Genomic DNA, 26565 nt, shown 5'->3' on the forward strand with positions numbered 1-26565 from the left:
ACCTCATGCAGAGCGAAAATCCTCAACCGCCCGTTTCAAAGACGCTCGCCCCATTTCGAAACAAGGTGTTTCGCTCAATTTGGGCGGCCACCCAGATTTCCAGCCTCGGTTGGCTAGTGCAAACGGTCGCCATCAGTTGGCTTATGGCAACGATTTCAGCGTCCGACCTCATGGTGGCACTCGTCCAGGCCGCATCCACATTGCCGGTGTTCTTCCTCTCAGTTTTCGCCGGAGCCATTGCCGACAACTTCAGCCGCCGGTGGGTGATGTTTGCGGGACACTGCCTGATAGCATCGGCGTCGACGACGCTGATGATTTCTGTGGGTCTGGGATTTGTCAGTCCTTGGCTGATTCTCGGGTTAGGTTTCCTGGCCGGCTGCGGCTTTGCCTTGAATGATCCGGCTTGGCACGCTTCGGTCGGCGATATCCTTCACAAACGCGACATTCCGGCCGCAGTGACGCTTATGTCCGTCGGATACAACATTGTGCGCAGCGTTGGTCCGGCCTTGGGGGGCGTGATCCTGGCCGTCTTTGGGCCGCTGGCCGCTTTCGCCTTGGCTGCGGTGAGTGATCTGGCGCCCATAAGCGCGATATGGCGCACCAAATGGGAGGTCCGCTCTTCGCCTCTCCCTCGTGAGAGAATGACGACGGCAATTCATGACGGAGTGCGCTTTACTGCGATGTCTTTGGAGATCAGGGCAGCGACCGCCCGAGCCGCTCTTTTCGGATTGGCAAGCATCTCCATTCTGGCGTTGCTCCCCCTCGTCGTCCGGGATCAGTTGAAGAGTGGGCCAATTGTCTACGGTATCTTATTGGCCGGCTTCGGCATGGGTGCTTTCATCGCGGGCATGGGCAACGGCTTCTTGAGGAAGGTCACGTCTCAAAACAGGCTGGTGGCCTTCGCCTCTGTGGCTTGTGCAGTCTGTTGCCTCTCCCTTGCCCTTACATCGTCGATTCCTGTGGCGGCCATTTCGCTGGCGCTCGGCGGAGCGGGTTGGCTTATCACCTGGACGGGCATTGACGTGTCGGTGCAGTTGGCAAGCCCAAGGTGGGTTGTAGGCCGCACGCTCTCCATTTACTACGCCTTGAGCGCAGGCGGTATGGCTGCTGGCAGCTGGATCTGGGGTTCTGTCGCGCAAAACTATTCCTTGACCTTAGCATTGGAGGGCGCCGCAGGCGCTCTGTTGCTGGTTGCAGCAGCGGGGATCGTGTTGCCGGTCCGTCCCTGGGAAGAAACCGATCAAGAAAGTTCAGTTTTTCATCCGCCGGACGTGGCTCTCGATCTGAAACCCAGAAGTGGCCCTATCGTGGCCAAGGTCGAGTATTTGATATCGGAGGAAAATATCGAGGCCTTTCTGGGCTCCATGCGCACGCGGCGACACGTCCAGAGCCGTGCCGGTGCACGAAACTGGACGCTCCAGCGAAATCTGCAAACACCGTCACTTTGGACGGAGACATTCCGCACCCCCACCTGGATGGACTTTCTCCGCCTAAATCATCGACTCACCGCAGCAGATAAGGAAGTCGCCCAGCATCTCCTGTCACTGCATGAAGGAGAGGTGCCTCCGCAGACAGTGCTTTCGATTGAACGGACGACCGAGGCAATTCGTACCCGTACCTCGACAATCTTTTCTCGTCCTCCAAGATGACGCCATCAAGCTGCTGTCCAGGGACAGGGTGGATCACCGGTGCTTTGCAGAGCACAGCCTCACACCGAGAGCAGCGTGCTCCGGGTTGTGCGCTTTCGCGCGCACCCAGGCGAGATGATGGTGAACGCGGCGTCAAGTGGAAGTCCCCTGCATACGCTTGCGGAGTCTTCTGCGAGAGCCCATGCCGACGAGCGCCAAACAAGGTTTGATGCCTTTCGGCGTCGTGGCCTCAACTCATCGATTCGCGAGAAAAGCATCGAATGCAGCAGCAACGGCGCGAACAACAAAGCGGTGCTCCGGCCGCACGCGGATGAAGCCGTTTTCGACGTCCAGGATCCCCTCCTCAGCCAGCGTCACCAAACTCTCAACTGAATCGAGAAAACGAGCTGGTTCGATTTCGTGGGCGGCACAGATGGTCGGCACGTCGGCCTCCAAATCGCACATCAGTCGCTCGATGATCGCTGCGCGCACCCGGTCATCGTCGGTCAGACGGTGACCCTTTGATGTCGCCAGACGTCCACTTGCGATGTGCCGGGCGTAAGAATCCCGTGTTACTTCGTTCTGAACATACCCCTCGCGGACTCGGCCAATAGCCGACGCGCCTAAGCCGATCACGTTTTGCAAGTATCGGCCGAGTATCCCAGCGAATTACGCCGTAGGCGCGCCCGGTCTTCTGCGCTAGCGCGAGTTCGTCGTCCGGCGGAGCGAAATGATCGAGCCCGATCTCCCGGTAGCCAGCGCCAACCAGTGTCTCGGCGACAGCTGCAGCCTGTTCGGCGCGAAGATCGCCGTCCGGTAGACCTGCCTGCTCGATAGGCGCTGGTTCTTTATCACGGAAGGAATATGCGCGTATCCGAACACCGCAAGCCGGTTGGGGCGCATGGCGACCGCAGCCATCGCGGTCTGGATGCAGGACTGCACAGTCTGTTTCGGTAGACCGAAGATGAGGTCGAAGTTGATATGGCCAACGCCATGCCGGCGGAGATTTTGGACTGCAGCGGCCGTCTGCACCTTACTCTGGATCCGATTGATCGCCTTTGCACATCGGGATCAAAGCTCTGCACGCCGATGCTCGCGCGGTTGACACCGTTAGCTGCCAAGGCTTCGGCCATTTCCGGTGTGAACGTTCGGGGATCGATCTCCACGGTGATCGCAGCAGTTTTGCTGAAAGCGAAGTGGCGGCGTAGAAATTCCATCAGCGCCAAGTGCTCGGCTGGCCCGATAAGGTGAGGCGTTCCGCGCCGAAATGCACATCGCTCACCGGCAGCCCTTGCCGCACTTGCTCCGACACCAAACTGATCTCCTGACGCAGCACCGCTAAATAATTAAGGATCGGGCCGTTGCGACGGATGACCGCGGTAGGGAAGCCGCAATACCAGCACATGGATCGGCAAAACGGAATGTGGAAATAGAGCGACACCGATTCGTCGGCCGGGAGGCCCCCCAGCCATTCCTCATAATCGTCAGCACCAACTGCCGCAGAGAAGTCTGGCACAGTCGGATAGATGGTATACCAAGGCGGCCGGGGGTCCCGGTACTTTGTCAGGATTGAGGTGTGCAAGGAGCTGTCATCCCACGTCGCTGATCCATCATTCTTTCGTTGCGCGCTCGTCCTGGTCTCTGACCTAAGTCAGTGCGTCCCGCTTATGTCGCAGTCTCGTTTGGACAGGATGGGGTCAACCACGCCGGGGAGCGCGCGTGCCATGGTTGCGCCTGAGGTGATGGTGCGGTGCCGCATTCAACGTCTGAGTAGTACGTGACGCCAGTGCAGTGTGCTTGAGGCGTCTGCGGAAGAACTTTGCAATGCGAAATTCATGTCCGACGCAACGGACCTGTCAAGCCTCGTTCAGACGCCATCCAGGTCCAGCCAGCGGCCTTCCCTGCCGGCCGAAAAACCATACCGGCTTTAGCCACCGAGACGCTCTAAAGCTGACGTCGGCTCATTTGATGAAAGGAGGACGCCGCTAGGGGGTGCACAAGGTTCCCCGGCTTGACGTCGCTTCGAGCGAAGAGCGGCGGTGTGGCTTGTCGTCAAGCGCCGGGCAGCGTGCCCCCTACCGATATCCCGAAAAGATCGACCAAGATGGCCATGCCGACGCCACACGCGGTCTGGATGAGGCCGACCATGAAAATGCGATTGGCGCGTTCGTAGATGGGGCGCCGCAAGGAACTCATGTCGAGCAGCATGGACAGCGCTCTCATCTGCAGTGCGATGCCGAGCAGGATCGGCACTACGGCGAACAGATCGTAGAGTTGCCATGGCAAGGGGTTCGCGGCCCAATGAGTGAGGAAGCCGAGCGAAAAGGCAAGCAGGATACCCACGGCAGTGATTGTGCCGTTGCGGAAAATGGTCTCGATCGGTTCTTCCTTCGGATCGTGCTCGTCCAAGCGGCTTCCTTTCGTTGCTCTTTCCGTCGAGACTAAGTTCTCGAGAATGCTGTTCATCGCCAATTACTCGAGGCGAGCCGTAGGCAGCCGTTTCAGGGTGCGCTCCCTCTCGCTTCCGGCCGCGCAATGTACCTGCACGGCGAACTTACAGCGGCGAAAAGGTGCTGCGGCCACCATGCGACGCCTCGGACGCGCACGCCCTCTGTTCCTGGCGCAGCCCTTGCGGAGCGTACGCGCAGTGATCCTTCTCGGTAGCGCATGGCGCGGCCTCCGTTGCGGTCAGACGGGAAGCCGTCGCTGTTAAACGAGACTGTCACATATCGAACATGGCGAACCGTGTCGCACATTGCTTTTCGCAGTGACCCTCAAAAAAAGTGATTCCAGCGAGACGAAGGCGCGTCGGCCCGATTTTGGTGTCGGCCGCATTTACGCTTCAGGTTGGCATGTCGCTTGCTGCTCTATTTCGGAGAGCTGCAGCGGTCCGACCGGAGTGTTTCACATGTAAACGATAATGAATCTCCTAACAGAAAACACTATTATAAGTACATGTGGCTTTTACGCTGGCTCACCTCTCGTGTCAAGCGCTTTGGCGTCCACATATTGGAGACAACACGCATAAAATTTAGAGGAAAAGCTTGCTCTTTCGCCTCTATCCTTTTTATTCCTTCATGGAGATCTAGACATGTACATCAAGAGTCCTCTTCTCGGCTTAACTGCTCTGATGACCGTTTCCGTCGGTCGAGCAGCTGGCGCCGAGCGGGAACCGGCCGAGTACATCAAGATCTGCGACGTCCTCGGCTCGGGATATTCCTATATTCCCAACACCGAGACCTGCCTGCGCATCGGCGGCTATGTCCGTTACGATATCGGCCTGGGTGACGTCCGATCGTATGACAGCGCAAGAACCTCGGACGTGAGAACTGGCGAGGACCAAGGCACTTGGCGAAACAGCACACGCTTCACGTTCAAAACTTGGACCGGCCAGCAGACCGAGCTCGGCGCGTTGACGACCTATACCGAAACCCACGTGAATTTTGGCAACAGCGCTAACTCGCATGACAGTCCTCAGAACTATGATTTCAACAGCGGCCTCGCACTGGCTTCTGCCTGGGTCGAGCTGGGAGGCCTGCGAGTTGGCAAGGAGGGGTCGGCCTTCGATACGTTTGTAAGCTACGCTGGCGACGTTCTCGATAGTATGCTCGTTCCGTCGGCCGGCTTCGACACCAACGTGGCTCAGTACCACTTCGACGCCGGCAACGGCATTTCGACTGTGATTTCGCTCGAACAAGGATCGGGCTCAGCCGGTACTATCGACAGCTATATTCCGCACGTTGTCGCCGGCTTGAAATACACGCAAGGCTGGGGCTCGATCACCGGCGTCGCGGCTTATGACAGCAATTACGAAGCTTTTGCCGGCAAGATCCGCGTCGACGTCGCTGTCACAAACCAGCTGTCGCTGTTTGGACTCTTCGGCTACGGTTCCAATGCCAGTCTCAACGAGGACTCAAACGGCGCAATTGCCAATCATGGGCGCGGCTCGTACAAAATCTGGAACGGCCAGTGGGCTTTCTGGGCGGGCGCCACCTACGAGTTTGACGAGAAAACTTCGTTCAACCTTCAGGTCTCGGGTGATCAGCTCAAGGATGCTGGTGTGGCTGCAAACGTCGCCTACATGGTCGTTCCCGGCTTCACGGTCACAGCCGAGGTCGATTACGACCACTACGGCAACTCTGGCCTCGGCCCTGCCGAGCCTACCGCCGTCAAGGGCACGAGCAAGCCGAACAGCGTCGGCGGCATTCTCCGCTTACAAGGCTCATTTTGAAATCTCTCCAGTCGCGAGCATGGCAAAGGCACTTGCCTCGACAACGCACGCATGGAGAGCTTCGTTCGCCATCTTGAAGTCTGCATCGACCGTCCACGGCCCATCGTACCAACTAGAAACTGAAAGTTATGAGCCCTGTGTACTACACCTAGCCCTTGACCTGCCCGATGAACCGGCCAGGGGCCGTCAGTTCAAATTCGGGGCCGCTTAGAGGGCAGTGTGAGGCCGTGTTAGGTAAGCGCCACTGCAATGTCGAGGCCGCGACACGCCTGTCGCTTTGGACGGCTGGAATTGCCCTTCGCGGCGCCATTCATTCTCTCAACATTTACGTGATAATGCACGCTGAGTCCGAGCCGCGTGGCAGCACCCATCCTAGGTCACTATCGGGGGGCCTTAAACCTGAACAGCTCCATCGTCGCGGCTGCTGCGGAAGCAGGAGCTATCACTGGGACCCGTACTGGTGCTTGTCAGCCGCTGAGCCGCTACTTCGTCTTAGGAAGAGCATTGTCCTTGCCAAAAGCCGGCCAGTATTTCGAGATTGCCAGTGTGGCGCCGGCTGAAGAGAAATGACCATAGTCGAAATATAAAAACTCTCCTCTATCGGAATAGGCGCAGCGTCCTGCGCTGCACAGGAATTTCAGCGGATCGATGAATGTGGCGCCTTTGGTAAATGAGCGCACACGTTCGTTGATGTCGGGGTCCATCGCGATCGGCCAGGACGTATCGTCCAGATTTTGGCGCTTGGCGAAGAACGCAATTTTCCGGACGTCAGTTGGGAACTGCGGAGACTGGCCGATGACAAACACGCGCACGCCCAGGGCACGAAGCGTAGCGATTGTTTGCTGAAGACCGTCGAAACCTCTGACCTCATAGTCACTCCATCTACCGCTGAGGATAACCGTCTTGATGTCCGCTTCCAAGATGACGTCCAAGGCCTTGCGATTGAACCGGACACAATCAAGACGATCGTAAGGGTAGTAATAGAGTATCGGCGCGCAGCTGGCGTACGTATATTCAACGATGTTCGCCTGCAATCGATTTATGTTAGCACCCAAGCCGGAAACATAGTGCGCGGCGAAGGAGTCGCCCCACAAAAAAACCGTTGTTGGAAAACCGCTGGTGCGCGTGCAATCCTCCATATTCCAGCTTTCGATCCGGCTGGTGCCCTCGTTGAAACAGATGCCATTCCTCCAGTCCCCGACGGAAATGCGCCGCTGGACATAGTCCGGAAACCGTTGCGGAAAGCCATTGCCGAGCGCCCCCGCCGCTCCGCCGGCACAAAGGACAACGATCGCGAGCGCTGAAAAGGCGAAGATAGGCCCCGGGGAGGTGAAGGCCCTCTTCTGTCGAAACGGCTGCTCTACAAACTTCCAGGAGAATGCAGCCAATGCGAGGCTTGCCACCAACATCGCACCGGTCATCAACGGATCGAGTTTTTGGAACGAAAGATAGTGCGCGAACGCATTGAGAGGCCAGTGAACAAGATACAACGAATACGAGATGAGCCCAATCCAGACCAGCGGCCGGACTTCGAGCATGCGGGTGGCGACCGTCGAGGGGGTATTTTGGCCAACATAGATCAGAAGGGCCGTTCCGATGCATGGATACAAGGCGTTGTAGCCTGGGAACGGATCACTCGCCGAAATCGCGAAGAACCCGATGGCGAGAAGGCCAAATCCGGCCACCCCCACCGACTCCATCAGGAATCGGTTGCCCAGCGGCGAGGGGCATTTGAGCATGAGCAGGGCGCCCAACATGAGTTCCCAGATTCGGGTCGGCAGCAGATAGAATCCGGCGGTGGGTGCCAGCGATGTCGCCATCACCGCCACTACGAAGCTGCAGAGAATTATCGGAAGAAGTGTCGTCAGCCAGCGCTTCCCGATGTAGCGATAGATTAGGAACATCAGGATTGGTGCGAAGATGTAGTACTGCTCCGCTACGGAAAGCGGCCAAGTGTGCAACAGTGGTAGAAGCGCGGCATCGATAGAGAAGTAACTTGACGTTTTCCAGAAGAAAACGTTCGACCAGAAGGTCGAGGTAGCTATGATGCTAAGACTGAATCCGCGCAGATCCGGTGGCAGAAGAATGAACAATGCTGCAATGCAGGTGAGAAGCATCACAAAGACGAGCGCCGGCAGAATGCGCCGGGCACGGCGCCAGTAGAAGTTGACGATGGAAAATTGGCCGCGTTCAAGGTCATCCAGGAGGCTTCCGCTGGTTAGGTAGCCGGAGATGACGAAGAAGATATCGACCCCGCTAAAGCCACCCGGGATCGCCGAAATTCCGAAATGAAAGAGTACGACCGGAAGTACAGCAACGGCCCTAAGGCCCTCGATATAGCGCCTATATTGCATCCAGCGGTTCCTTTTATTTTAGATCAGGACGCGATTGGAAGCTTTCAATCTCCGGTAGGAGTGCTGCCGAGATAAGGGCGGTATCAGCCACCTTTATCCGTCCCGAATGTTCTGTAAGTTGCAACTGGTACAGAAGCACGATCGCCATCGCCGGCCTTGACGGCCTGATTGTCGAGCAGATCGCGCGGATCGTTGACCATCACGGCCAGGTTATGTCCTGTCGAACAACCAAGCGGCTGTTTGAAGGATTCTTCATTGGGTAAGGCACCATATGAGGGACAGACCGGCGGACGGGCGTGATAGACAATCGCCTCAATTCGCACTGAGCCGGCGTCGTGTTGATCGCGCAATTGAATGTTGTCTTCTTCGATTGCCAACTGCCTGGCCTGATGGGCTACCCCTGCGCTGAGCTGGGGCGAACCGCTGATGAGGAGGTGGATGGCATCGAACCGGCCGCGACTGGCCTTGTCTAGGAAAACACGCAAACGCTGCCGTTCGGAAGCGCGCAGGCTTTGCAACGTCAGGACGGTGGTCTCCTCTCGGACAAGCATTGGTGCCGATGGTTCGACATCAACTGGCGTAGTGCTTGTGCAGCCACTTACGCTTGGTGCCAGAGCGACAAAGAGGATTATAAAACGCAACATCTTTGGATGACACTATTCGATGATGAAGCCGAGACCGCCCTGGGCGCTTGGCGCGCCCGCACGGATAGCAGCGCGGTCTCGCGGGGGACTTGTCACGGAATTCGTCGGAGCGCCCCCTCCGTTCAAAGCCGGTGCCGCCCGCTCGGTCGGTGCGCTCATCTGGTTTGGGTTGGAGCCTGGTCTTACAATGTAAGGCGTAACTAGAATGACCAGTTCTGACTCCTCTTTTTGAAACGAGGTCGAGCGAAAAAGCGGTCCCAGGATCGGCAGTTCTCCGAGCCAGGGAAAGGCCCTGACATCATTGTTGACGTTCCGCCTGATTAGACCGCCGATTGCGAAGCTCTGGCCGCTGGCGAGTTCGACGACCGTATCGGCTCGGCGCGTGGAAACTGCCGGCACGGAAATTCCGTTGATTTGCACGGCACCTTGCGTCGACAGTTCACTGACTTCGGGCGTTACGTGAATGTTGATTTGATTGTTGCTGAGAACTGTCGGCACAAATTCCAGACTGACGCCGAAGTGACGGAATTCAACCGATACCTGCCTGTTTTCCTGCAGGACAGGAATGGGAAATTCGCCGCCCGCGAGAAAGCTGGCCTTTTCACCCGACATAGCGGTGAGGTTCGGCTCAGCCAGGACGGAAGCTATATGCTCCTTGGCGAGCGCGTCGAGAACCGCGCTGACGTTGACGGCACCGTTGTCGAATCCGATTTCTGCTGTACCGCCACCCTGGGTTGAACCAGACCCAGCGCTTGCAGCGCTTCCGCTTAGAACGCCCACTTTGAAATTGCCGATTTGACCGAAGGCGGACAAGTTGACGCCGAGTGACTTCATGGCGCTGCGTGAGACTTCGGCTACGCGCACGCTGAGGTTAACTTGCAGGGATCCAGCGACCTTGATGTTGTTGACGACTTGCGCTCCGTCGCCCAGATATTGCTCAGTGACTCTTTTTGCGGTGTCGGCGACCTCTGCGTCGGGCGCCGTCCCGCTAAGGATTGCGCCGCGCGGCGTATAGTTGACGCGGATGGGATAGTCGCCGACCTGCTCCCGCAACATGGCGCGTAAATCCCCGATCGGTTGCGTGACAACGATACGCAATTCGGCGAGAGGCTCGCCATTGCCATCCAAGGCGAATAGGCTGGTCCGCCCCGATTTCTTGCCAAAGACGAAGATTGTTTTGCTCGATGGCGCCTGAAAATCCGCGATCGTGGGGTCAGCAACAAAGATGGTCGTGGCTGGCGCGGGCAGATGAACGGTCTCCCCGAGCGAAGAGGAAAGGGTCAGCGTGGCGTTGATGCTATTCGAAGCCGCATGCGGCGGGCCTTTGTCCTGCTTGTTTTGCGCCGCGACACCAAGTGGGAAAGTCACAATAAGCGCGCAGAGGAGATGGCCCAGGTAACGGGGAACTGCAGGTCTTGTAACCTTGTTGGCGATCGCCCGCCAATTGAGCGCATGGCAAGGATGTTGAAGGATCAGCAAAATAGATCTTCTTTCGATTCGACAAACTATGCGGACGAGGCGTCAGTCAATTCTAGGATGTAACCAATGCCTCGGATGGTCTTGATCCGTGGCGTTGCACCTGATCTGGTCAGATGTCCCCGTAAACGATAAATTCCGACTTCAAGCGCGTTGGCAGACACGTCGTCGTTGAATGAATAGAGGTGATCTTCCAATTGCGCACGGGGCACGATGCGGCCTGCCCGGTTAAGCAGGTGCTCTAGAATACAGAGTTCGCGACGTGCGATCATCATTGGGTGCCCATCAACGAAAACCTGGCGGGCGACCGGATCAAAGTCGAGATTGCCAAATACGAGCCTCAGGTCGGTCATCTGTGTCGCCCGGCGCAGAATGGCTCTCATTCTGGCAATAAGCTCATCGGTAGAGATGGGTTTGAGCAGAAAGTCGTCCGCACCACCGTTGAAGATCGCAATTCGCTTATCGAGATCGTTAAGGCTGCTCATAATGACGGCAGGAACTGAATGCCCGTGGGTCCTCAACTGCCTCAGCCAACCCAAGCCATCGCCATCTGGCAGAGCCAATTCCAGCAGGAGAATTTCATAGCTGGCGCAAGAAAATGCACTCGAAGCCAGTTCCAGAGTACCAACGACATCAACGACGAAGCCGCCATCCCCGAGCGCAAGTCGCATGGCGCGCGCAAGATCCGCATGATGATCCACGAGCAGCGTTCGCATTTCATCTCCTCTCGAAGAGGGACGGCCCATCGAACGCGTCACCGGCGGCCATCTGATCGGAGCACACGGCGCGCAACTCGTCGCAGCTCTCGGAACTGGTCCGAGTCGGAGGGACATGCAAGTCGCTCGGTGGCAATAGGCGCGGGTGAGGACCAACTGACGGGCTCAAATACGCCGGTCGGCGAACCCACGAGGCCAGCAACCCGCGTGCGATTTCTCGTTGCATCATCTCTCCTACGTGCAGCCCCTGCGCTCGCAAGGCAGCGTCGCGGCTCAGAGCCCGATTCCCACAGAGGGTAGGGTTAGCTTTCGAGAAACTGATTGAACAAATCGATTATTTGGATCGAATGCATCCACGGTATGGATGCAGCGCACCATCTTCAACGACTGCGGCGTCCTGATGCACTGTTGTGTCTGTCGTGCTCTGCTTTTTTCGCTGTCCTTCAAGGCTGGCGAGCCTGGTGGAACCTGCGCGTCATTGGCTTGGTAGCTTGAATGCTCAACAACGGAGCGCCCTGCGCAAAGCCGCTCTCATTTCCAAAAAGCCTTGCAATCTGGTTGGAGCACTTCGCGCTCGACACCAAAATAGGCGAGGAAAACTGACGTCTGACAGGGATGTACATGCAACAGCCGATTTGCGGCACCAGCAAACGACCGCGTTCAGGCTGAAGATCGACGACCAACGGCTCCTCGATTTCCGCACCGACCGCTTTTACAAGCTCTTCCTGTGCGGGCGGATGCCGGCAAACAGCAGCACAGGGTCAGCGAAACCGGGAGCGGGCCTGCTTGATCGCCATGATCACATTGCCGCTGTCGCGCGTGCGGAGCGGAATGCAATCGGTCCAGCCGGCGGCAATCCGGTCAGCACCATCGTCTGCACGAAGCTCCCTGACGAAGACGTGCCCGAATGCGCTCAACAAAGCCGGGCGGCGGATCTTTCCAATCGCCGAAGGTGCGGGCTGGCACCGAGCGGCGAACTGCGAACTCATTCCTGCCCGGCGGCGCTGGCCGCCGCGAGCGTCGATGCGGACCCAGCCGCTCCGAATCCTCCCACAACACGATGAGCGCGTCGCGGACATCGCTGCCGTAACAGCGGCTGCGGCTCTTGCCCGCAGACGGCCTCTGCTCACGACGGTTCATAAGACGGATCGCGCGCTTGCGAATAATAGCCGGTTACCGCCTCGAACTCATCCAGAATGCGCCGCTTGTCAACGCCGCAATAAAGCTCCACGATCGCCGCTTCACCGTGTCGCCATGCTGAGCCGCGCCATCCTTCCCCCGAACCGGAATGGCACGACCTGTCCATCCCCTTTGGAACAGGACACTATTGGTAACATTTTGCTTGAGGCAATGCGGCTCGTTGCCTTCCTTTTCGCTGACCGGAAGGGTACCGGAAGTCGTCTATCGCATTTTACCCGCTGAAAGCGGCAACACCTCGACCTCAATCGCAGATCATAGGAAATAGACGATCGCGTCGGGGCCTCAGCATCGGTTCACCGGGTTTCCGTCATCGACTGAAGCGAATTGCCCCATCGACCGTCACCGGGTGGGCCGCGATACGTCGCCGTGTATGATTAGCGAGCGCACGTAGCGGAGCCATAGCTCTCCACCCAGCCATGTTCCCCTAGTTGGAAAATGTCCGGCGGACCAGAGGTGCTGTCGTCAGCTTTTCCTGAATAGCGGCCAAGGCAATCCCTACCAGTCCATCACCACCTTGCCGGAACTGCCGCTCTTCATCGCATCGAAACCGATCTGAAAATCGTCGATGCCGATGCGGTGGGTGATCAGGCCGGAGACATCCAGCGGACCCTGCACAAGCGCGATCATCTTGTACCAGGTTTCGAACATCTCGCGGCCGTAGATGCCTTTGAGATGCAGCATCTTGAAGATGACCTTGTTCCAGTCGATCTCGAAGCCGGTCGGCGCGATGCCCAGAATGGCGATCTTGCCGCCATTGTTCATGGTGTCGATCATGTCGCGGAAAGCGGGGGCGGCGCCTGACATTTCGAGCCCGACGTCGAACCCCTCGGTCATGCCGAGCACCGGCATGACGTCGCGCAGCTTCTCCTTCGAGGCGTCGACGACATGCTGGACGCCGAGTTTCTTGGCTAGCGCCAGCCGCACCGGGTTGATGTCAGTGATGACCACTTTGCGCGCGCCGACGCATTGGGCGACGAGCGCGCCCATGATGCCGATCGGCCCGGCGCCAGTCACCAGCACGTCCTCGCCGACCAGATCGAAGGACAATGCGGTGTGGACGGCATTGCCCAAGGGATCGAAGATCGCGGCAATCTCATCGGGCACATCGTCGGGGATCGGCACGACATTGTGCTGCGGGATCGCCAGATACTCGCCGAAGGCGCCTGGACGGTTGACGCCGACGCCGAGTGTGTTGCGGCACAGATGCCCTCGCCCGGCGCGACAGTTGCGGCAATGGCCGCAGACGATGTGGCCTTCGCCCAATACACGCTGGCCGACCTTGTATTCGGTGACCGCTGCGCCGAAATCGGCAACGGTGCCGACGAACTCATGGCCCGTCACCATCGGCACCGGCACCGTCTTCTGCGCCCACTGGTCCCAATTGTAGATGTGCACGTCGGTGCCGCAGATCGCCGTCTTCTTGATCTTGATCAGCACGTCGTTGGGGCCGATTTCCGGCACCGGCACCTCTTCCATCCAGATGCCCGGTTCGGCCTTGGCCTTCACAAGCGCCTTCATCATGTTCGACATCAGGATTTCCCTATTCCGTGATTGCGCTTCTGGCGAGATAGCCTGCACAACGGGAAGGTAGGCCACTAACTCGTTTGAACGTCCGGAATGGTCAGCCCCGCCTGCTCGGCCTCGCGGCGCAAATTCTGACGGGGCCTGGGGCCGATCTGCTGGATCACCAATCCGGCTGCCAGTGAGCCAAGGTCGCCGCAAGTCTGCAGGTCGCGGCCTTGCGTGTAGCCATGCAGGAAGCCGGCGGCATAGAGATCGCCGGCGCCCGTCGTGTCGACCAGTTCCTTGATGGCGGTCGCCTTGATCACCACGGTCTCGTCGCCGCGCACGATCACCGAGCCTTTTTCCGAGCGGGTGACGGCGGCGATCCGGCAATCCTTGCGGATCTGGGCCAGCGCCTCGTCGAACGACGATGTCTGGTAGAGCGACTTGATCTCGTGGCTGTTGGCAAAGACGATGTCGACCGTGCCCGAGCGCATCAGGTCGAGGAATTCGTCGCGGTAGCGGTCGACGCAGAACGAATCCGATAGCGTCATCGACACTTCTCGGCCTGCCGCGTGCGCCAGCTTCGCCGTCTGGCGGATTGCCTCCTTGGCGCGCGGCGGGTCCCACAGATAGCCTTCGAAATAGGTGACCTTGGCGCCGGACGCCTTGTCGGCTTCGACATCCTCAGGGCCAAGCTCGACGCAGGCGCCGAGATAGGTGTTCATCGAGCGCTCGCCGTCGGGCGTGACGAAGATCATCGAGCGCGCCGTCGGCGGCTCACCCTTGAGCGGCGTGGTGCCGAAGGCGACGCCCTGCGCATGGATGTCGTGGGCGTAGATTTCGCCCAGCGCATCGTTGGAGACCTTGCCGAAGAAGGCCGCGCGGCCGCCAAAGCTGGCGACGCCGGCCGCCGTGTTGCCGGCGCTGCCGCCGGACGCTTCGATCGCCGGACCCATGCGGCTGTAGAGCAGTTCGGCGCGTTGTGTGTCGATGAGGTTCATCGCGCCCTTGATGATGCCGTTGGTCTCGAGGAATTCCTCGTCGCACTGGGCGATGATGTCGACAATGGCATTGCCGATGCAAAGCACGTCATAATCCGGCATCAAAATCTCCGCCAAAACCCGAGCCGGCTTCTTGCCACGCCGGCCGGGCGTGGTCTCGCGAGTTGAAATGGGTTGCCGCATGCGCTTGATCCAGCCGCCCTCACGCAGCTGCCGGTCCGGCTTCACGCAGCAAATCGTCAGCTTTGTCCGTCTTCTCCCAAGTGAACTCAGGCTCTTCACGCCCGAAGTGTCCGTATGTCGCCGTCTTGCGGTATATCGGCCGTAAGAGATCAAGCATCTTGATGATGCCTTTCGGTCGGAGATTGAAAACCTCGAGAACAAGGCGCTCGATCCTTTTTTCCTCGATCCTTGCGGTTCCGAAGGTATTGACCATGACAGAAACCGGACTGGCCACGCCGATCGCGTAGGCAAGCTGAACCTCGCAGACCTCTGCAAGGCCGCTGGCAACGATGTTCTTCGCGACATACCGGGCGGCATAGGCCGCCGAGCGGTCAACCTTGGATGGGTCCTTGCCCGAAAAGGCACCGCCGCCGTGACGCCCGGTCCCACCGTAGGAATCGACGATGATCTTCCGTCCTGTGAGGCCGCAGTCGCCGGCAGGCCCACCGACCACGAACCGCCCTGTTGGGTTGACCAGAAATCTGATCCCCGAAGTATCCAGGTGGGCCGGCAGGACCGGTTTTATGATCTCCTCAATGACGCCTTCGCGGACCGTGGCTTGTGAGACCGCTTCGTCATGCTGCGTTGACAGGACTATGGTATCCAGCGCCACCGGGCGGAGCCCTTCGTAGCGTACCGACACTTGAGATTTCACGTCCGGACGCAGCCAGCCAAGCTGTCCCGCTTTCCGGACCTCGGCCTGTCTTTTCGTCAAATGGTGAGCGAGTTGGATCGGCAGGGGCATCAATGTATCCGTCTCGTTGCATGCGAATCCAAACATGATGCCCTGATCCCCTGCCCCTTGCCCGAGATCCTGCCCTCGTCCTTCATCAACGCCCTGGCTTATGTCGGGCGACTGCTCGGTGAGGGCCAGAACGACGGCGCAACGTCGACCATCAAAGCCAATCGCATCATCGTCGTAGCCAATATCGAGTATCGTATCGCGGGCGACTTGGCTGTAATCGATGTGGGCATGGCTGGTGATCTCGCCAGCCACAACGACCATCCCCGTCTTCACCAACACTTCACAGGCGACGCGCGCCTTCGGATCGGTGCGCAGGACCGCATCGAGAATGGCATCGGAGATGTTGTCTGCCATCTTGTCGGGGTGTCCCGCGCCGACGGATTCGGAAGAGAACACGAACTGCCTGGTCATAAAAATGCCCTCGCTTCAAGTGCTGGAGTTAGTGAGGAGTTTCTGGATTGGGGTGGCTTATCGGTCGCGGATGCCGGGAACATCGAACGCAGTGCAGAAGTCGGCAACGTCTCTTCGTACGCTCGCATGAACTTCCTGGTCATCGGGCTGGCGGCAGACCGAGTCGATGAAAGCGGCGATCTGCACCATCTCCGTTTCGCGCATGCCCATGGACGTCACCGCTGGTGTCCCTAAGCGGATGCCGCTTGTCAGCGCCGGATGCCGCCGGTCGCCCGGGACCATATTGAAATTCGCAATGATGCCTGCACGCGATAAGCGCTCCGCATAGGCTTTGCCTGACAGCGGCCGGTCCCGAAGATCAAGGATCAGCATGTGATTGTCAGTGCCCCCAGTGACGAGTTCATAACCTCGCTCCAGAAGCGCCTGGGCCAGAGCCTTGGCGTTGTGGACGATCTGCTGACCGTAGACACGAAAGGACGAGTTCGCTGCTTCCTGCAAAGCGACGGCAAGCGCGGCGATAGTATTCATATGCGGTCCGCCTTGCAGAAGAGGGAACACGGCGCAGATTGTGTTTGCTCTTCGGATGATGGAGGGGCTGATAACGGTCTTCATTCCTTGATAAAATGAAGCCACCCCGGGGACCGCGGATCGACTTGTGAGAGGTGCTGGTGACCACATCGCAATGGGACACGGGGTTCGGATGCACTCCTGCGACAACCAGGCCGCAGATGTGGGCGATGTCAGCCACCAGATACGAGTTCACCTCCGAAGCAATTTCGGCCATTGCCGCGTAGTCAAAAATACGCGGATAAGCAGTTCCGCCGACCCAAATTAGCTTCGGGCGTTCCCGCTTGGCGGTCTCGCGCAAGTGGTCATAGTCAATTTGCTGTGTCTTTTCGTGCAGCCTGTACGGGACGCGCTGATAATCGCTGCCGGAAAAATTGACGGACCAACCGTGAGTCAGATGGCCGCCTTCGGGTAAAGGCAAGCCCATGACTTTGTCACGGGGGCTCAAAAGCGCGCGATAGACAGCCTGGTTGGCTGGCGAGCCTGAATAAGGCTGGACGTTGGCGTGTTCACTGCCAAATAGCGCTTTCAGGCGCTCGATCGCGAGGGTCTCAAGCTCATCGACGATCTCGTTTCCGGCGTAGTAGCGCGCACCGGGGTATCCCTCGGCATACTTGTTGGTGAAAATCGACCCGGTCGCTTCCAACACCGCCGAGGAGGCAAAGTTCTCGGAGGCGATCAGTTTGAGAGTTGTCCGCTCCTGACGCTCCTGTCTTAGAAGCAGTTCGTGAACGCGGGAGTCGACGGCGGCTAAGTGAGGCCGCCCGTAAGTGTCGGGCTGCGCGATGGCGCCGCCGGCGGAGTTATCCATGGTAGTCGCGCTCCATTTGGACTGATCTATTTCACGATCAAGCAGGCGGTCCCTTCAACCGCGCGTCTTGTATTGCTTCCAGGCGTTGTAGGTCTCTTTTATGATGGCCATCATCGTGGGGCAGGAGATCGACCACCAATTGAGCCAGCCCGCCATCCTTGCCTCCTGCTTGCATATGGTACGAAGACTGCGGACGTTGTTCGTTGCAGCAAAGAAAGTTGGCTCTGCCCAGCCGCCGAACGTGGCGTCGAACCTGCTCGCGAGGCAGACTGGTAATATCGGCCAGCTCGCCGACGGTTAGATCCGCATGCGCGCAAAGGCCCAGGATTCGAAGGCGATCAAGATGCGCTGCCGTCCTTAGGCGATTTACCAGTGTCAACATTGGTTGGCATCAACCCGGACGGGATGCAGCAAGCCGCTAGCCCTTCTATCCCCATCAATCCGCATGAGACCTCTCTCGTCATTTGCTGTAAATCCGCTGGTATGGATGCTAATGGAAGATGGATCACAGTCCTTTCTACGACTAAGACGCCAGATATTGGGGCTAATGTACCACCTGACAGGAGACTACACTCACGAACATTATGTGAATTTTTTTTAACGTTGCTGAGAATCAAGGGTGAGGTTTGGCGAATGTCTCGCCGTCGACTGTCGAATCCTGCCCGACGGGATTATGGGGTGCGTAGCCTGCTTGTCCTTTCCACATGACCAGCGACGATGGGGCGGAGGCGGCAGACATAGCTCTGGAGCATGCTGCGGTATCTTTGGCCTGAAGCCGAGGAAGGCGGACCGTGGCTTCCGCGCCGCTGCCGGGAGCCCGCGAACAGGCCAAGTTGATCAGCCGGGTGTTGCCGTCATAGAGCGTGAGACCCAAAGCTGGCCAGCCGCGCCCTGAGGCTGACGCACCGCTCAGCGTCCACCTTGCTCTCGAAGCCCATCGGCATAGCGCCGATAACGACTTGACCGCGTGCGTGTCGACGAGCGATCGGTGAGCGCAAGGATCGAGGGTGCAGTGCAGGATAATGCTGTTTTAAATCAGCGCTGTTTTCAGCCGACTGCCTTGAGCGTGGGCACAAGGATATAGGCCCAAGGCAGGAGATCATCGTCTGCTGTTCGGGAGGCCGCCCTGGGCGCGCGACAGCCGTTCCTTCGGCTGCGCCGCTCCGCCACCATCCGCGCCGTGCCTTCCGGAGACCATTCCCGCTGCCGGCCGGCGCCCGTGAAAACCTCGACCCGGCGCACCGGCTCGAGATGGCTGGGCTCAGCGTAACTCTGAAGTCGTCATATACCGAAGCCTTCACAGACTTCGGACATCCCCCTCACAGTCCGATCCAGATGGCGTCAGGAACACCGCTGCGTTGATGCGGATGAACCCCTGCTTGTGCCACAATGACCCTTATGTCAGCGCGCGAGCCAAAGCTTCCGCGCAAGGCGACGGCTAGGATAAGGCAATGCCGACGAAGGGCACATTGCTTGCCACACTCTGGAATGATGGCATGCTCGGAAGGCCTAGGCTTTGCTCAGGGCCGCCTGCAAGGCGCGCTTTGAGGTTATTCACATAGCCTTCTGCGTAGTCCTGCGCCGTCGAGACCGAAAGATCAATGCCTGCCGCCAAGGCCTCTTCCATCAGGTGCTTTACGAGCCCATTTCGAATGGCCAGCTTGACCTCGGGGCCTGCGATAAGGCCGATCGCCTGCGCGGCCATATTGAGGCCAGCTTCCTCCAGCGCTCGCTTCATATCGCCTCCGTTAATGGCCGTACGCAGGAGATTGGCTGCTTGCGACTCAGCCTCGAGAACCATCGAGGCAAGATCGGCTACTTGTCCGAGGCCCGGAATGAAGCTGAGCAGTCCCACCGCCGTTGCCGCCAAGTCGAGCACTTTCGTCTCGATTTTGAGCACGGAGTCGACGACGTGCATGACGGCCCCGCCGTTCTTTTTGGCTGACTTAATGTCAGGCTGGTCCATCAGGCCCATCTTCATGTCCGCGACGGCATTCTGCTCTTCTGCGGTTTGGGCGCCGTGGGTGATTGGCTGCTGAACGTTGCGGTTCGCAGACGACATGTTTGTGCAAAAATGGGCAAAGTCTTTTTTGCTGATATTGCCGGAATCAACCGTATGCCCGCCGCCAAAGTCGAAGAATTTATGATGGGTCTTATAGCCCGTGATCGAATTGTTCAGGAGGCCAAACAGAAGAGGATCTGAAAGGAGCTGAGAGGCTGCTTCCCGCACTTTCGGATCAAGGCTCTTGTCGTCTTTCATTTTCGCCAGTTTGTCGCGAGTCAGAACACCGCTTCCAAAGAACGTGTCCTGATGGTCCTTGATCATCTCGACCGTATTCAGCTCAGTTTGCGTGAGGCTCATCGACGATGAGGCGACTTGCAGGAAATCCTCTTTGTGCATCTTCCCTTTCGAGCCACCGCACAACTGGTTCCAAGCATCGGGGTGATCGAGGAAATATTGCGCCGCCGCAATGACCTGGGGCGGAAATTTGCCGTTTTTCGATTCGCCGCCGACCATTTTCTTGAACTCATCCAGACTCAGGTCCTTGGACAGATTTTCGGAGTACCGGTAAAACTCCCGCAAGGCATCGCTCAAGGTCATGACCGAAGGCTGCAAACCTCCGCTGCCGTCGGATGGTATGTAGTTCTGCTCGTAGCTTCGCGCTTGGGCTTCCTGAAATGCAGCAACTTGTGGGTGGTGGTTTGAAAATCCGGCCAAGTCCTTGGCGTTGATCTTGCCTCCACAGCGGCCGTCGCCCTGCGAGCCAATCGCATAAAAAAGTCCCGAATCCTGCTGCAGTCCCTGGATCGCCGCTTTCAGATCCGGTGGCGTAGAGGGATCATTGGCTTTGTCGGTCAACGACTTCCAAGTAAGCGGGCATTGGTCCTTGTGACGGTTGAGTACCGCAACAATCTGCAACTCAGCCGTGGTCAGCGACCCACCGTTCCACGTGATTCCGGGGCTCGGCCTGGGAGCCGGCTCGATCTTCGGAGTGACGCCGAGCAGATGTTGGGCTTCAGTCGCCTTGGAGCGTTGCGATTGGTCCTCCTTGAGAGCCGCCCTCATATTTGGCGGCAGCAGATCCAGTGGGTGTTGCTCCAAGCCATTCAATGTCAAGACATCCGGTGCCAGATGGCCCAAAGGGTCCTGCCGCAATTTATCCATTGTCGAATCAAGATTCGACGCTGGCAGATCCCCTTGCGCGAAAGAGCCGGGCTTGTCTGCCAGCACACAAGTGGACAGCATCGCTTCGAAGCACGATGCACTTTGCTGATGCTGGGTCGCAAAATGGGAAACTTTCAGGCCCGGCCAACCCCTTGCGGACTGTAGCGAATTTGAGCGGTAGAAAGTTGAAAGATTACTGGCCGACATTATGCATCCTCAGACGTGACGTTGAAATCCCCACAAGAGACCCCGACAGAAGATCCCTTGCGTTTCACAAAATTCGACAATTCCAAGCGTCGGCAGGTCACGAATGCGCCTGCCCTGCCTTCAATTGCTGTGTTCCGGGCCGGCTCCAAGGTTCGGTCCAACACAATGGCCGGAGTCACCGCGAGAGCTGCCGGGACTCATCATGAGCGGATTAGCTTTCGAGAAACTGACGAGTTTGCGAAGAGTTCACAAAGGGGTAGCCGCAGTCATGTTCTTCAGAGCTGCGGGAAATCCTCAATGTTCATTTCTTGCCCAGCTCAGGCTTCCCGCCAACGCTATCCTGTTGTGGGATGTCAGAAGAATAAGAAGCATCCGGTCGTCCGTCGCGAACGACCGTAGTGGAGGAGCCGCGAAACAAGATCAGCACTGATTCCTTTGGCGTTGCCGCTATGTGAGTCTGCGCCTGCGCCTGCGCCACCAAGCCGTTAAAGGTCTGCTCCACGAGTGCGACGAAGCGCGGTGGACCGGAAACGAAGACGAGGCCATTGCCTGGCACGGGTTTGACCACATAGCGCTCGTCGGAGATATCAAGCTTGTCGAGAGCCCCCTTGAACGCATCGAAGCGAATCGACGTCATCAAAAGCATTCGAGTTTGCGATTCTTGTGCAGCAGACACATAGAGCACAAGGCCGTCATAGTACCATTGTAGACCGTAAAGGTTCGTCAAGCGGTCGAGGAACGCGCGCGGTGGCAAATCAGGCATACGTCCGCGAATTCGCCCCTTCACCGCAGGACTGATGTTGACCCTGATATTCAGGTTGTTGCCGAATTCCTGCAACGCTGCAGCGAGCTCCTGATCCAGAACCGTGTATCTATAGGGTGTCGCCGGAAGGGACAGCGGGACTGCATGCGCCGGGTGAATCCCGGTGGACAGAAAAAACCCGGCACAAAGAAGTCTCAAAACATGCAGGGTGACGGGTTGGATAAGCGTTCTCGGCATGTCGCACTGATAAACCAAACGCTGAAATCATCACAAGTGACTAAATTGCCGAAGAGATTTTAGATTGTCGAAATGACGCCGCCGTTAGTCAGCTTGTTGTCAGCTTGCCCCCCTAGGAGTGTTGCGCCGACACCGGGTGATGAATGGGCGGGGCTCGCCCGGTCAGAGAGAGCAACCGAGTCCTTACATGATGATGCCTGTCACGTCGATCTCTGCCACTCTAACGGCTGGCCTCCCCAGGGTCGGATCACCGTCGATTGTCGAGCAGGCCCAGTTTGAGCGCGCCTTAGGGCATGCAGCCGACTCGCTGAAAAACGATGCCGCCGCGGGGCCAGCGAGTGCGGCGCCAGTTGCTGCGGCGATGGATGTTCAGCGCGCGGCTGCGCCGACGAGCGGCATGGGCGATCGCGTGTTGCAGACGATTTCCTCCCTATATCCACACAACACTGTTTCCTTCCCCGCGCTCGACCATGACATAGCCCTTTCGAAGGGCGCTCTACCGGGACCGGCGCAGAAGCTTCCCGTTCCAGGTGAGGCGGGAACCGGAATCTCGGGCATTCCCCAACAAGGGCAAGACTTCGAAACGATGATGGCTGGTCTTCGGGATGTTTACAACGGCGTCACCCAGGTGGCGCTTATCTCCAAAGGCGTCAGCGGCGTCACATCATCCGTGAATAAACTTTTGAAGGAAGGCTGAACCGCGCGCATGATTGGCTTGGCCGAGGGCGAAATCATGCGTGGCCTGTCAGGGTGGCGGTCGGTTAGACTTGTCATGCTGCCAGTTCTCGTCGCCCTCACTGCTTGCAAAGCCGACCTCTACACGCAATTGCAAGAGCGTGAGGCAAATGAAATGCTCGCACTTCTTGAAGACAACGGGGTCGCCGCGATCCGGGTGGTCGCCAAGGATGGAACCAGCACGATCCAGGTTGACGAAAAGCTGCTCGCCTTCTCAATCAACCTTCTGAACGCCAAGGGGCTGCCGCGCCAATCCTTCAAGAACCTCGGTGAGATATTCCAAGGATCAGGCCTGATTGCCTCGCCGACCGAAGAGCGTGCCCGTTACGTGTATGCCCTGAGCGAAGAGTTGTCGCGGACGATCAGCGATATCGATGGCGTTTTTTCTGTACGTGTTCACGTCGTGCTGCCGCATAACGACCTTGTGCGAGCCGGTGCCACGCCATCCTCGGCCTCGGTGTTTATCAGGCACGACGCAAAAACAAATGTCGCGGCTCTGCTGCCAAAGATAAAGATGCTTGTAGCCGACAGCATCGAAGGCCTGTCCTACGATAAGGTGGAAGTGGTTTTGGTGCCGGTAGAACGGTCCGCACACGAGCAACGGCCCGATCCGACTGCTGTTTTGCCACAAGCATCACTACCTCTTCCTGCGCCACTTCTGGCGACCGTAACAGGTTTTGCCGCAGCCGTATTCGCCGTGGCCTGTTATCTCTTGATCGGCGTTGTTACGCGTCGGCGCAAGCAATCAACCGGCGTTTCCAAGGTCGAGGGGCGCCGGGATGCTTCTGCTGTCGAGGCCATTCGCAAAAGAATGCCTGCAATTGGACGTGGGTGACATCTCATTGCCAATGCCTATACAGACCGCCCGACCTGATGGTCCGCACTTTCCGGGCGCGAGCGAGCTTGCGGCTTCGGCCCATCCAACCCGTCTTGCGGCGCGTCTTGATCCAGCGTTATCGGCCGAAACGTTAGTGAAGTTGCAGAAGTGTTCCAGACTGCATCCAAGGCTGGCAGAATTGCTGGGCAACGATGACGTGGATCTGAACCACATCGGCTGCAGGCCGGACCTTCTACGCGGGCATGATCCATATCGAGCGGCCCTTCTTGCTGGTAGTATCTGGCATGCCCGTTCGCTGGTCGCGTTTGTCTCTCAGCCTGAGCTTGCCATCCTTGTTAAACGCATCGGCGTGGATGCACACGCATTCGGAATCCGACACCTGCTGCATGCTGTTGACAAAAGACTGATCTCGGACCCAGAAAAACTCGCTCAGCAAATCGAATACGATGGACACGCATGTCTTGGAGCTTGGCTCCAGGACAGTTCAGCGACCGAGCGTAACCGCGTGCTTCTTCGATTGCCCGAGGGGACTGCCGCGGAGACTCCAGCACATGAGCATTGGACCGCCGCCGGCCAATTGCTTTCACTTGTAGTAGCTCATTTTGAGACAGAGACCCCGGTGAAATGACAGTCGAACTTTCCGAGGGGCCAATAGCGCCGCAGATGCGTCCAGTCGGACCACTGATACCCGCGAGCGAGCTCGAAACCTGGCACAGCGCCGCGCAAGCCCTTGCCGCGGCAGAACGGCATCGGCAGCGCGTTCGAAACTGGGCACGCGCGGTTTACCAGCGGGCGTGGGCGCGCGGCCACATGGAGGGCTCGAATGCAGGCACCGAGGAGATGGCAGGGTTGATTGCGGAGACAATCTCCGAAATCGCGCGACGAAAGGCGGCTCTGGAGCAGGAATTGCCGCAGCTCGTGATGGAAATATTGAGCGATCTTATCGGCGCTTTCGATCCGGGCGAGCTATTGGTGAGGGCTGTTCGTCACGCCATAGAGTGTCAATACAGCGGCGCCGACGTTTGCCTTCATGTTTCTCCCATGCAAGTCGACATGCTTGCACGAGAGTTTGCTCGATGCGACGGCCAGGATGGTCGACCAAGGGTGCGGATCGAGCCCGACCCGACATTGTCGCCGCAACGCTGCGTGCTGTGGAGCGAGTACGGCAATGTTGACCTTGGACTTGACGCCCAGATGCGCGCGCTGCGCCTTGGTTTCGGGACGCTCTGTGAGAAAGGCGAGCTATGAGAAAGCCCGTCCCAGAACATAACGCTGACGCCGACACTCGAGCTCTCGTTCCAGCAATCTCGTCTTTGAGGGCTGCGGCCAAGCGAATTGACACGCGTGCGGTGCGCGGTCGGATCACGCGGGCTATCGGCACACTGGTTCATGCCGTCTTGCCAGACACTCGTATTGGGGAACTTTGCCTCCTAGAGGACCCGCGAACCGGGCTGTCGCTCGAGGCCGAGGTGATCGGCCTGTCGGGTGATGGTGTATTGCTGACACCGATCGGGGACTTGGTGGGCCTATCCAGCCGCGCAGAGGTCGTGGCCACTGGCCGAATGCGTGAGGTGCCCGTCGGCGGCGATTTGCTCGGTCGCGTGATCGACAGTCGTTGCCGCCCATTGGACGGCAAAGGCGAAATCAAGACCGTCGAAACTCGGCCCCTGCATGGCAGAGCCCCCAATCCGATGACGAGGCGCATGATTGAGCGGCCATTCCCGCTTGGGGTCCGTGTCCTCGATGGTCTGCTGACGTGCGGCGAGGGCCAGCGGATCGGGATTTATGGCGAGCCAGGTGGTGGCAAGTCGACGCTGTTGTCACAGATCGTAAAGGGTGCCGCCGCTGACGTCGTCATAGTGGCGCTCATAGGCGAACGTGGACGGGAAGTTCGTGAATTCATCGAAAGGAATCTTGGTGAAGAGGGCCTTCTCCGTACGGTCGTCGTGGTTGAAACATCCGACCGCTCGGCGGTAGAGCGTGCGCAATGCGCTCCAATGGCGACTGCGCTCGCGGAATATTTCCGCGATCAAGGCCTACGCGTTGCTCTCATGCTGGATTCGCTGACGCGCTTCTGCCGCGCTATGCGCGAAATAGGCCTTGCTGCGGGTGAGCCGCCGACGCGACGGGGCTTTCCTCCTTCCGTTTTTGGCATGCTGCCAGGCCTGCTCGAGCGCGCCGGCATGGGTGAGCGGGGCTCAATCACGGCCTTCTATACGGTGCTTGTAGAGGGTGATGGCACGGGTGATCCAATCGCCGAGGAATCGCGTGGTATTCTCGATGGCCATGTCATCCTCTCACGCGCTATTGCGGCGCGATCGCATTTCCCCGCTATTGATGTGCTGCAGAGTCGCAGCCGCGTCATGGATGCAGTCGTTTCGGGGACACATCGCAAGGCAGCATCCATTTTCCGCGAGCTCCTGTCGCGCTATGCCGAGACCGAGTTCTTGATCAATGTTGGCGAATACAAGCCAGGTGGAGATCCCCTGACTGACCGGGCTGTCGCGTCAATCGACGAACTGAGGGAGTTTCTGCGCCAGAGCGAAGATGACGCGTCAGATTTCGAGGAGACGGTCGCATGGATGTCGCGTCTGACCGCGTAAACTGGATTCAGTCTTCGAGGTTACGGCTTCTGAAGGAAATGCAAGAGCGTCGTGCCCTTGGCGAGCTGTCCAAGAAGGAAGCCCAGCGCGATGTGGCCGCCTCAGCCGTACAAAATGCCTCTAGGGAGCTTGCAATGATACAGCAACATTGTTCAAGAAAAGAAGCAGCGCTCTATCAGCATCTGATGTCACTCGACAACTTGTCTAGCGCAGCGCTCGACCGTCACCGCCTTCACACTGAACAACTTGCCGCTGAGATCAATTCCAGACGGCAGATGCTTGATGATACCCAAATCGCTCAAGAGGAGGCTGAGATGGCGGCGTCCAGGACGAGGGAGCTATGGGTCATATGTTCGGCGGCAAGGGACAAATGGCAACAAATCGAGGACGACGTGCGGCGCGCCGTCGAGACTCATTCGGAGGCCGCAGCCGAGATCGAGGCCGACGATGAGATACTGCTGAAATATGCGAGGGGGTCGCTTGCCTAAATGCCGCGCAACCGGA

Annotated in this window: 19 protein-coding genes and 3 pseudogenes; 9 read left to right on the forward strand and 13 right to left on the reverse strand. The window is 58.3% G+C overall.

The genetic code is table 11. From position 1 onward, the window contains the following. The first annotated feature begins 5 nt into the window (after positions 1 to 5). The gene (locus EN862_RS19620) at positions 6 to 1649 is read left to right on the forward strand and encodes an MFS transporter (protein WP_126063923.1); all 1644 of its coding nucleotides are present in this window, start codon (positions 6 to 8) and stop codon (positions 1647 to 1649) included. A 234-nt stretch (positions 1650 to 1883) separates the two neighbouring features. Here EN862_RS19620 and hemN read toward each other — a convergent pair. After that, positions 1884 to 3210 (reverse strand): annotated as a pseudogene (gene hemN / locus EN862_RS19625) (oxygen-independent coproporphyrinogen III oxidase). A 470-nt stretch (positions 3211 to 3680) separates the two neighbouring features. Further along, positions 3681 to 4037 carry a hypothetical protein gene (locus tag EN862_RS19630; protein ID WP_024505577.1) on the reverse strand — a complete coding sequence of 119 codons (357 nt, stop codon included), beginning with the start codon at positions 4035 to 4037 and terminating at the stop codon, positions 3681 to 3683. A 682-nt stretch (positions 4038 to 4719) separates the two neighbouring features. Here EN862_RS19630 and EN862_RS19635 point away from each other — a divergent pair. After that, the gene (locus EN862_RS19635) at positions 4720 to 5859 is read left to right on the forward strand and encodes a porin (RefSeq protein ID WP_126063922.1); all 1140 of its coding nucleotides are present in this window, start codon (positions 4720 to 4722) and stop codon (positions 5857 to 5859) included. A gap of 482 nt (positions 5860 to 6341) precedes the next feature. Here the strand turns inward: EN862_RS19635 and EN862_RS19640 are convergent, their stop codons facing one another. The 9 genes and pseudogenes from EN862_RS19640 to glyA form a co-directional block, all read right to left on the reverse strand. Continuing rightward, on the reverse strand, positions 6342 to 8213 hold the full coding sequence (locus EN862_RS19640; RefSeq protein WP_126080682.1) for an acyltransferase family protein: 1872 nt from the start codon (positions 8211 to 8213) through the stop codon (positions 6342 to 6344). A gap of 83 nt (positions 8214 to 8296) precedes the next feature. Continuing rightward, a complete protein-coding gene (locus EN862_RS19645) occupies positions 8297 to 8857 on the reverse strand; it encodes a CpaD family pilus assembly lipoprotein (RefSeq protein WP_063169261.1) in 561 nt (186 codons plus the stop codon). 12 nt (positions 8858 to 8869) lie between these two features. Next, positions 8870 to 10291 carry a type II and III secretion system protein family protein gene (locus EN862_RS19650; RefSeq protein ID WP_050580548.1) on the reverse strand — a complete coding sequence of 474 codons (1422 nt, stop codon included), beginning with the start codon at positions 10289 to 10291 and terminating at the stop codon, positions 8870 to 8872. A gap of 71 nt (positions 10292 to 10362) precedes the next feature. Beyond that, positions 10363 to 11049 (reverse strand): response regulator transcription factor, encoded by a 687-nt coding sequence (locus tag EN862_RS19655; RefSeq protein WP_024505585.1) that lies wholly within the window; start codon positions 11047 to 11049, stop codon positions 10363 to 10365. 812 nt (positions 11050 to 11861) lie between these two features. After that, positions 11862 to 12030, reverse strand: a pseudogene (locus EN862_RS36885) (transposase); the annotation flags it as partial. Positions 12031 to 12744: 714 nt separating this feature from the next. Next, positions 12745 to 13779, reverse strand: a complete 1035-nt coding sequence (tdh, locus tag EN862_RS19665) for an L-threonine 3-dehydrogenase (RefSeq protein WP_126063920.1) — start codon at positions 13777 to 13779, stop codon at positions 12745 to 12747. Positions 13780 to 13844: 65 nt separating this feature from the next. Beyond that, complete coding sequence (locus EN862_RS19670) at positions 13845 to 14858, reverse strand: adenosine kinase (protein WP_126063919.1); 1014 nt, start codon at positions 14856 to 14858, stop codon at positions 13845 to 13847. Between the two features lie 100 nt (positions 14859 to 14958). After that, a complete protein-coding gene (gene metK, locus EN862_RS19675) occupies positions 14959 to 16134 on the reverse strand; it encodes a methionine adenosyltransferase (RefSeq protein WP_063169265.1) in 1176 nt (391 codons plus the stop codon). A gap of 57 nt (positions 16135 to 16191) precedes the next feature. After that, positions 16192 to 17512, reverse strand: a pseudogene (glyA, locus tag EN862_RS19680) (serine hydroxymethyltransferase). Positions 17513 to 17612: 100 nt separating this feature from the next. On the opposite strand from glyA, the gene EN862_RS36250 reads away from it, so the two are divergent. Continuing rightward, positions 17613 to 17813: a hypothetical protein gene (locus EN862_RS36250; RefSeq protein WP_024505365.1), complete on the forward strand. Its 201-nt coding sequence runs from the start codon at positions 17613 to 17615 to the stop codon at positions 17811 to 17813. A gap of 1137 nt (positions 17814 to 18950) precedes the next feature. Here the strand turns inward: EN862_RS36250 and EN862_RS19695 are convergent. Together EN862_RS19695 and EN862_RS19700 are read right to left on the reverse strand one after the other, a co-directional pair. Next, positions 18951 to 20885 carry an HrpF/NolX family T3SS translocon protein gene (locus EN862_RS19695; protein WP_024505366.1) on the reverse strand — a complete coding sequence of 645 codons (1935 nt, stop codon included), beginning with the start codon at positions 20883 to 20885 and terminating at the stop codon, positions 18951 to 18953. Positions 20886 to 21186: 301 nt separating this feature from the next. Then, positions 21187 to 21885: a secretin N-terminal domain-containing protein gene (locus tag EN862_RS19700; RefSeq protein WP_024505367.1), complete on the reverse strand. Its 699-nt coding sequence runs from the start codon at positions 21883 to 21885 to the stop codon at positions 21187 to 21189. A 187-nt stretch (positions 21886 to 22072) separates the two neighbouring features. Here EN862_RS19700 and EN862_RS19705 point away from each other — a divergent pair, with 187 nt between their 5' ends. The 6 genes from EN862_RS19705 to EN862_RS19730 are packed head-to-tail and all read left to right on the forward strand — an operon-like array spanning position 22073 to position 26549. Further along, complete coding sequence (locus EN862_RS19705; protein ID WP_024505368.1) at positions 22073 to 22582, forward strand: nodulation protein NolB; 510 nt, start codon at positions 22073 to 22075, stop codon at positions 22580 to 22582. Between the two features lie 9 nt (positions 22583 to 22591). Further along, positions 22592 to 23455: a type III secretion inner membrane ring lipoprotein SctJ gene (gene sctJ / locus EN862_RS19710; protein WP_024505369.1), complete on the forward strand. Its 864-nt coding sequence runs from the start codon at positions 22592 to 22594 to the stop codon at positions 23453 to 23455. Further along, complete coding sequence (locus tag EN862_RS19715; protein WP_269470858.1) at positions 23400 to 24086, forward strand: nodulation protein NolU; 687 nt, start codon at positions 23400 to 23402, stop codon at positions 24084 to 24086. The genes sctJ and EN862_RS19715 overlap by 56 nt, the downstream gene beginning before the upstream one ends. Then, on the forward strand, positions 24083 to 24706 hold the full coding sequence (gene sctL / locus EN862_RS19720; RefSeq protein WP_024505371.1) for a type III secretion system stator protein SctL: 624 nt from the start codon (positions 24083 to 24085) through the stop codon (positions 24704 to 24706). Before EN862_RS19715 ends, sctL begins: the two co-directional genes overlap by 4 nt. Then, positions 24703 to 26061 carry a type III secretion system ATPase SctN gene (gene sctN, locus EN862_RS19725; protein ID WP_024505372.1) on the forward strand — a complete coding sequence of 453 codons (1359 nt, stop codon included), beginning with the start codon at positions 24703 to 24705 and terminating at the stop codon, positions 26059 to 26061. The genes sctL and sctN overlap by 4 nt, the downstream gene beginning before the upstream one ends. Beyond that, on the forward strand, positions 26037 to 26549 hold the full coding sequence (locus EN862_RS19730; RefSeq protein WP_032899688.1) for a hypothetical protein: 513 nt from the start codon (positions 26037 to 26039) through the stop codon (positions 26547 to 26549). Before sctN ends, EN862_RS19730 begins: the two co-directional genes overlap by 25 nt. Positions 26550 to 26565 lie beyond the last annotated feature (16 nt).

It is taken from the genome of Mesorhizobium sp. M2E.F.Ca.ET.219.01.1.1 (assembly GCF_004016445.2).
GTDB lineage: Bacteria > Pseudomonadota > Alphaproteobacteria > Rhizobiales > Rhizobiaceae > Mesorhizobium.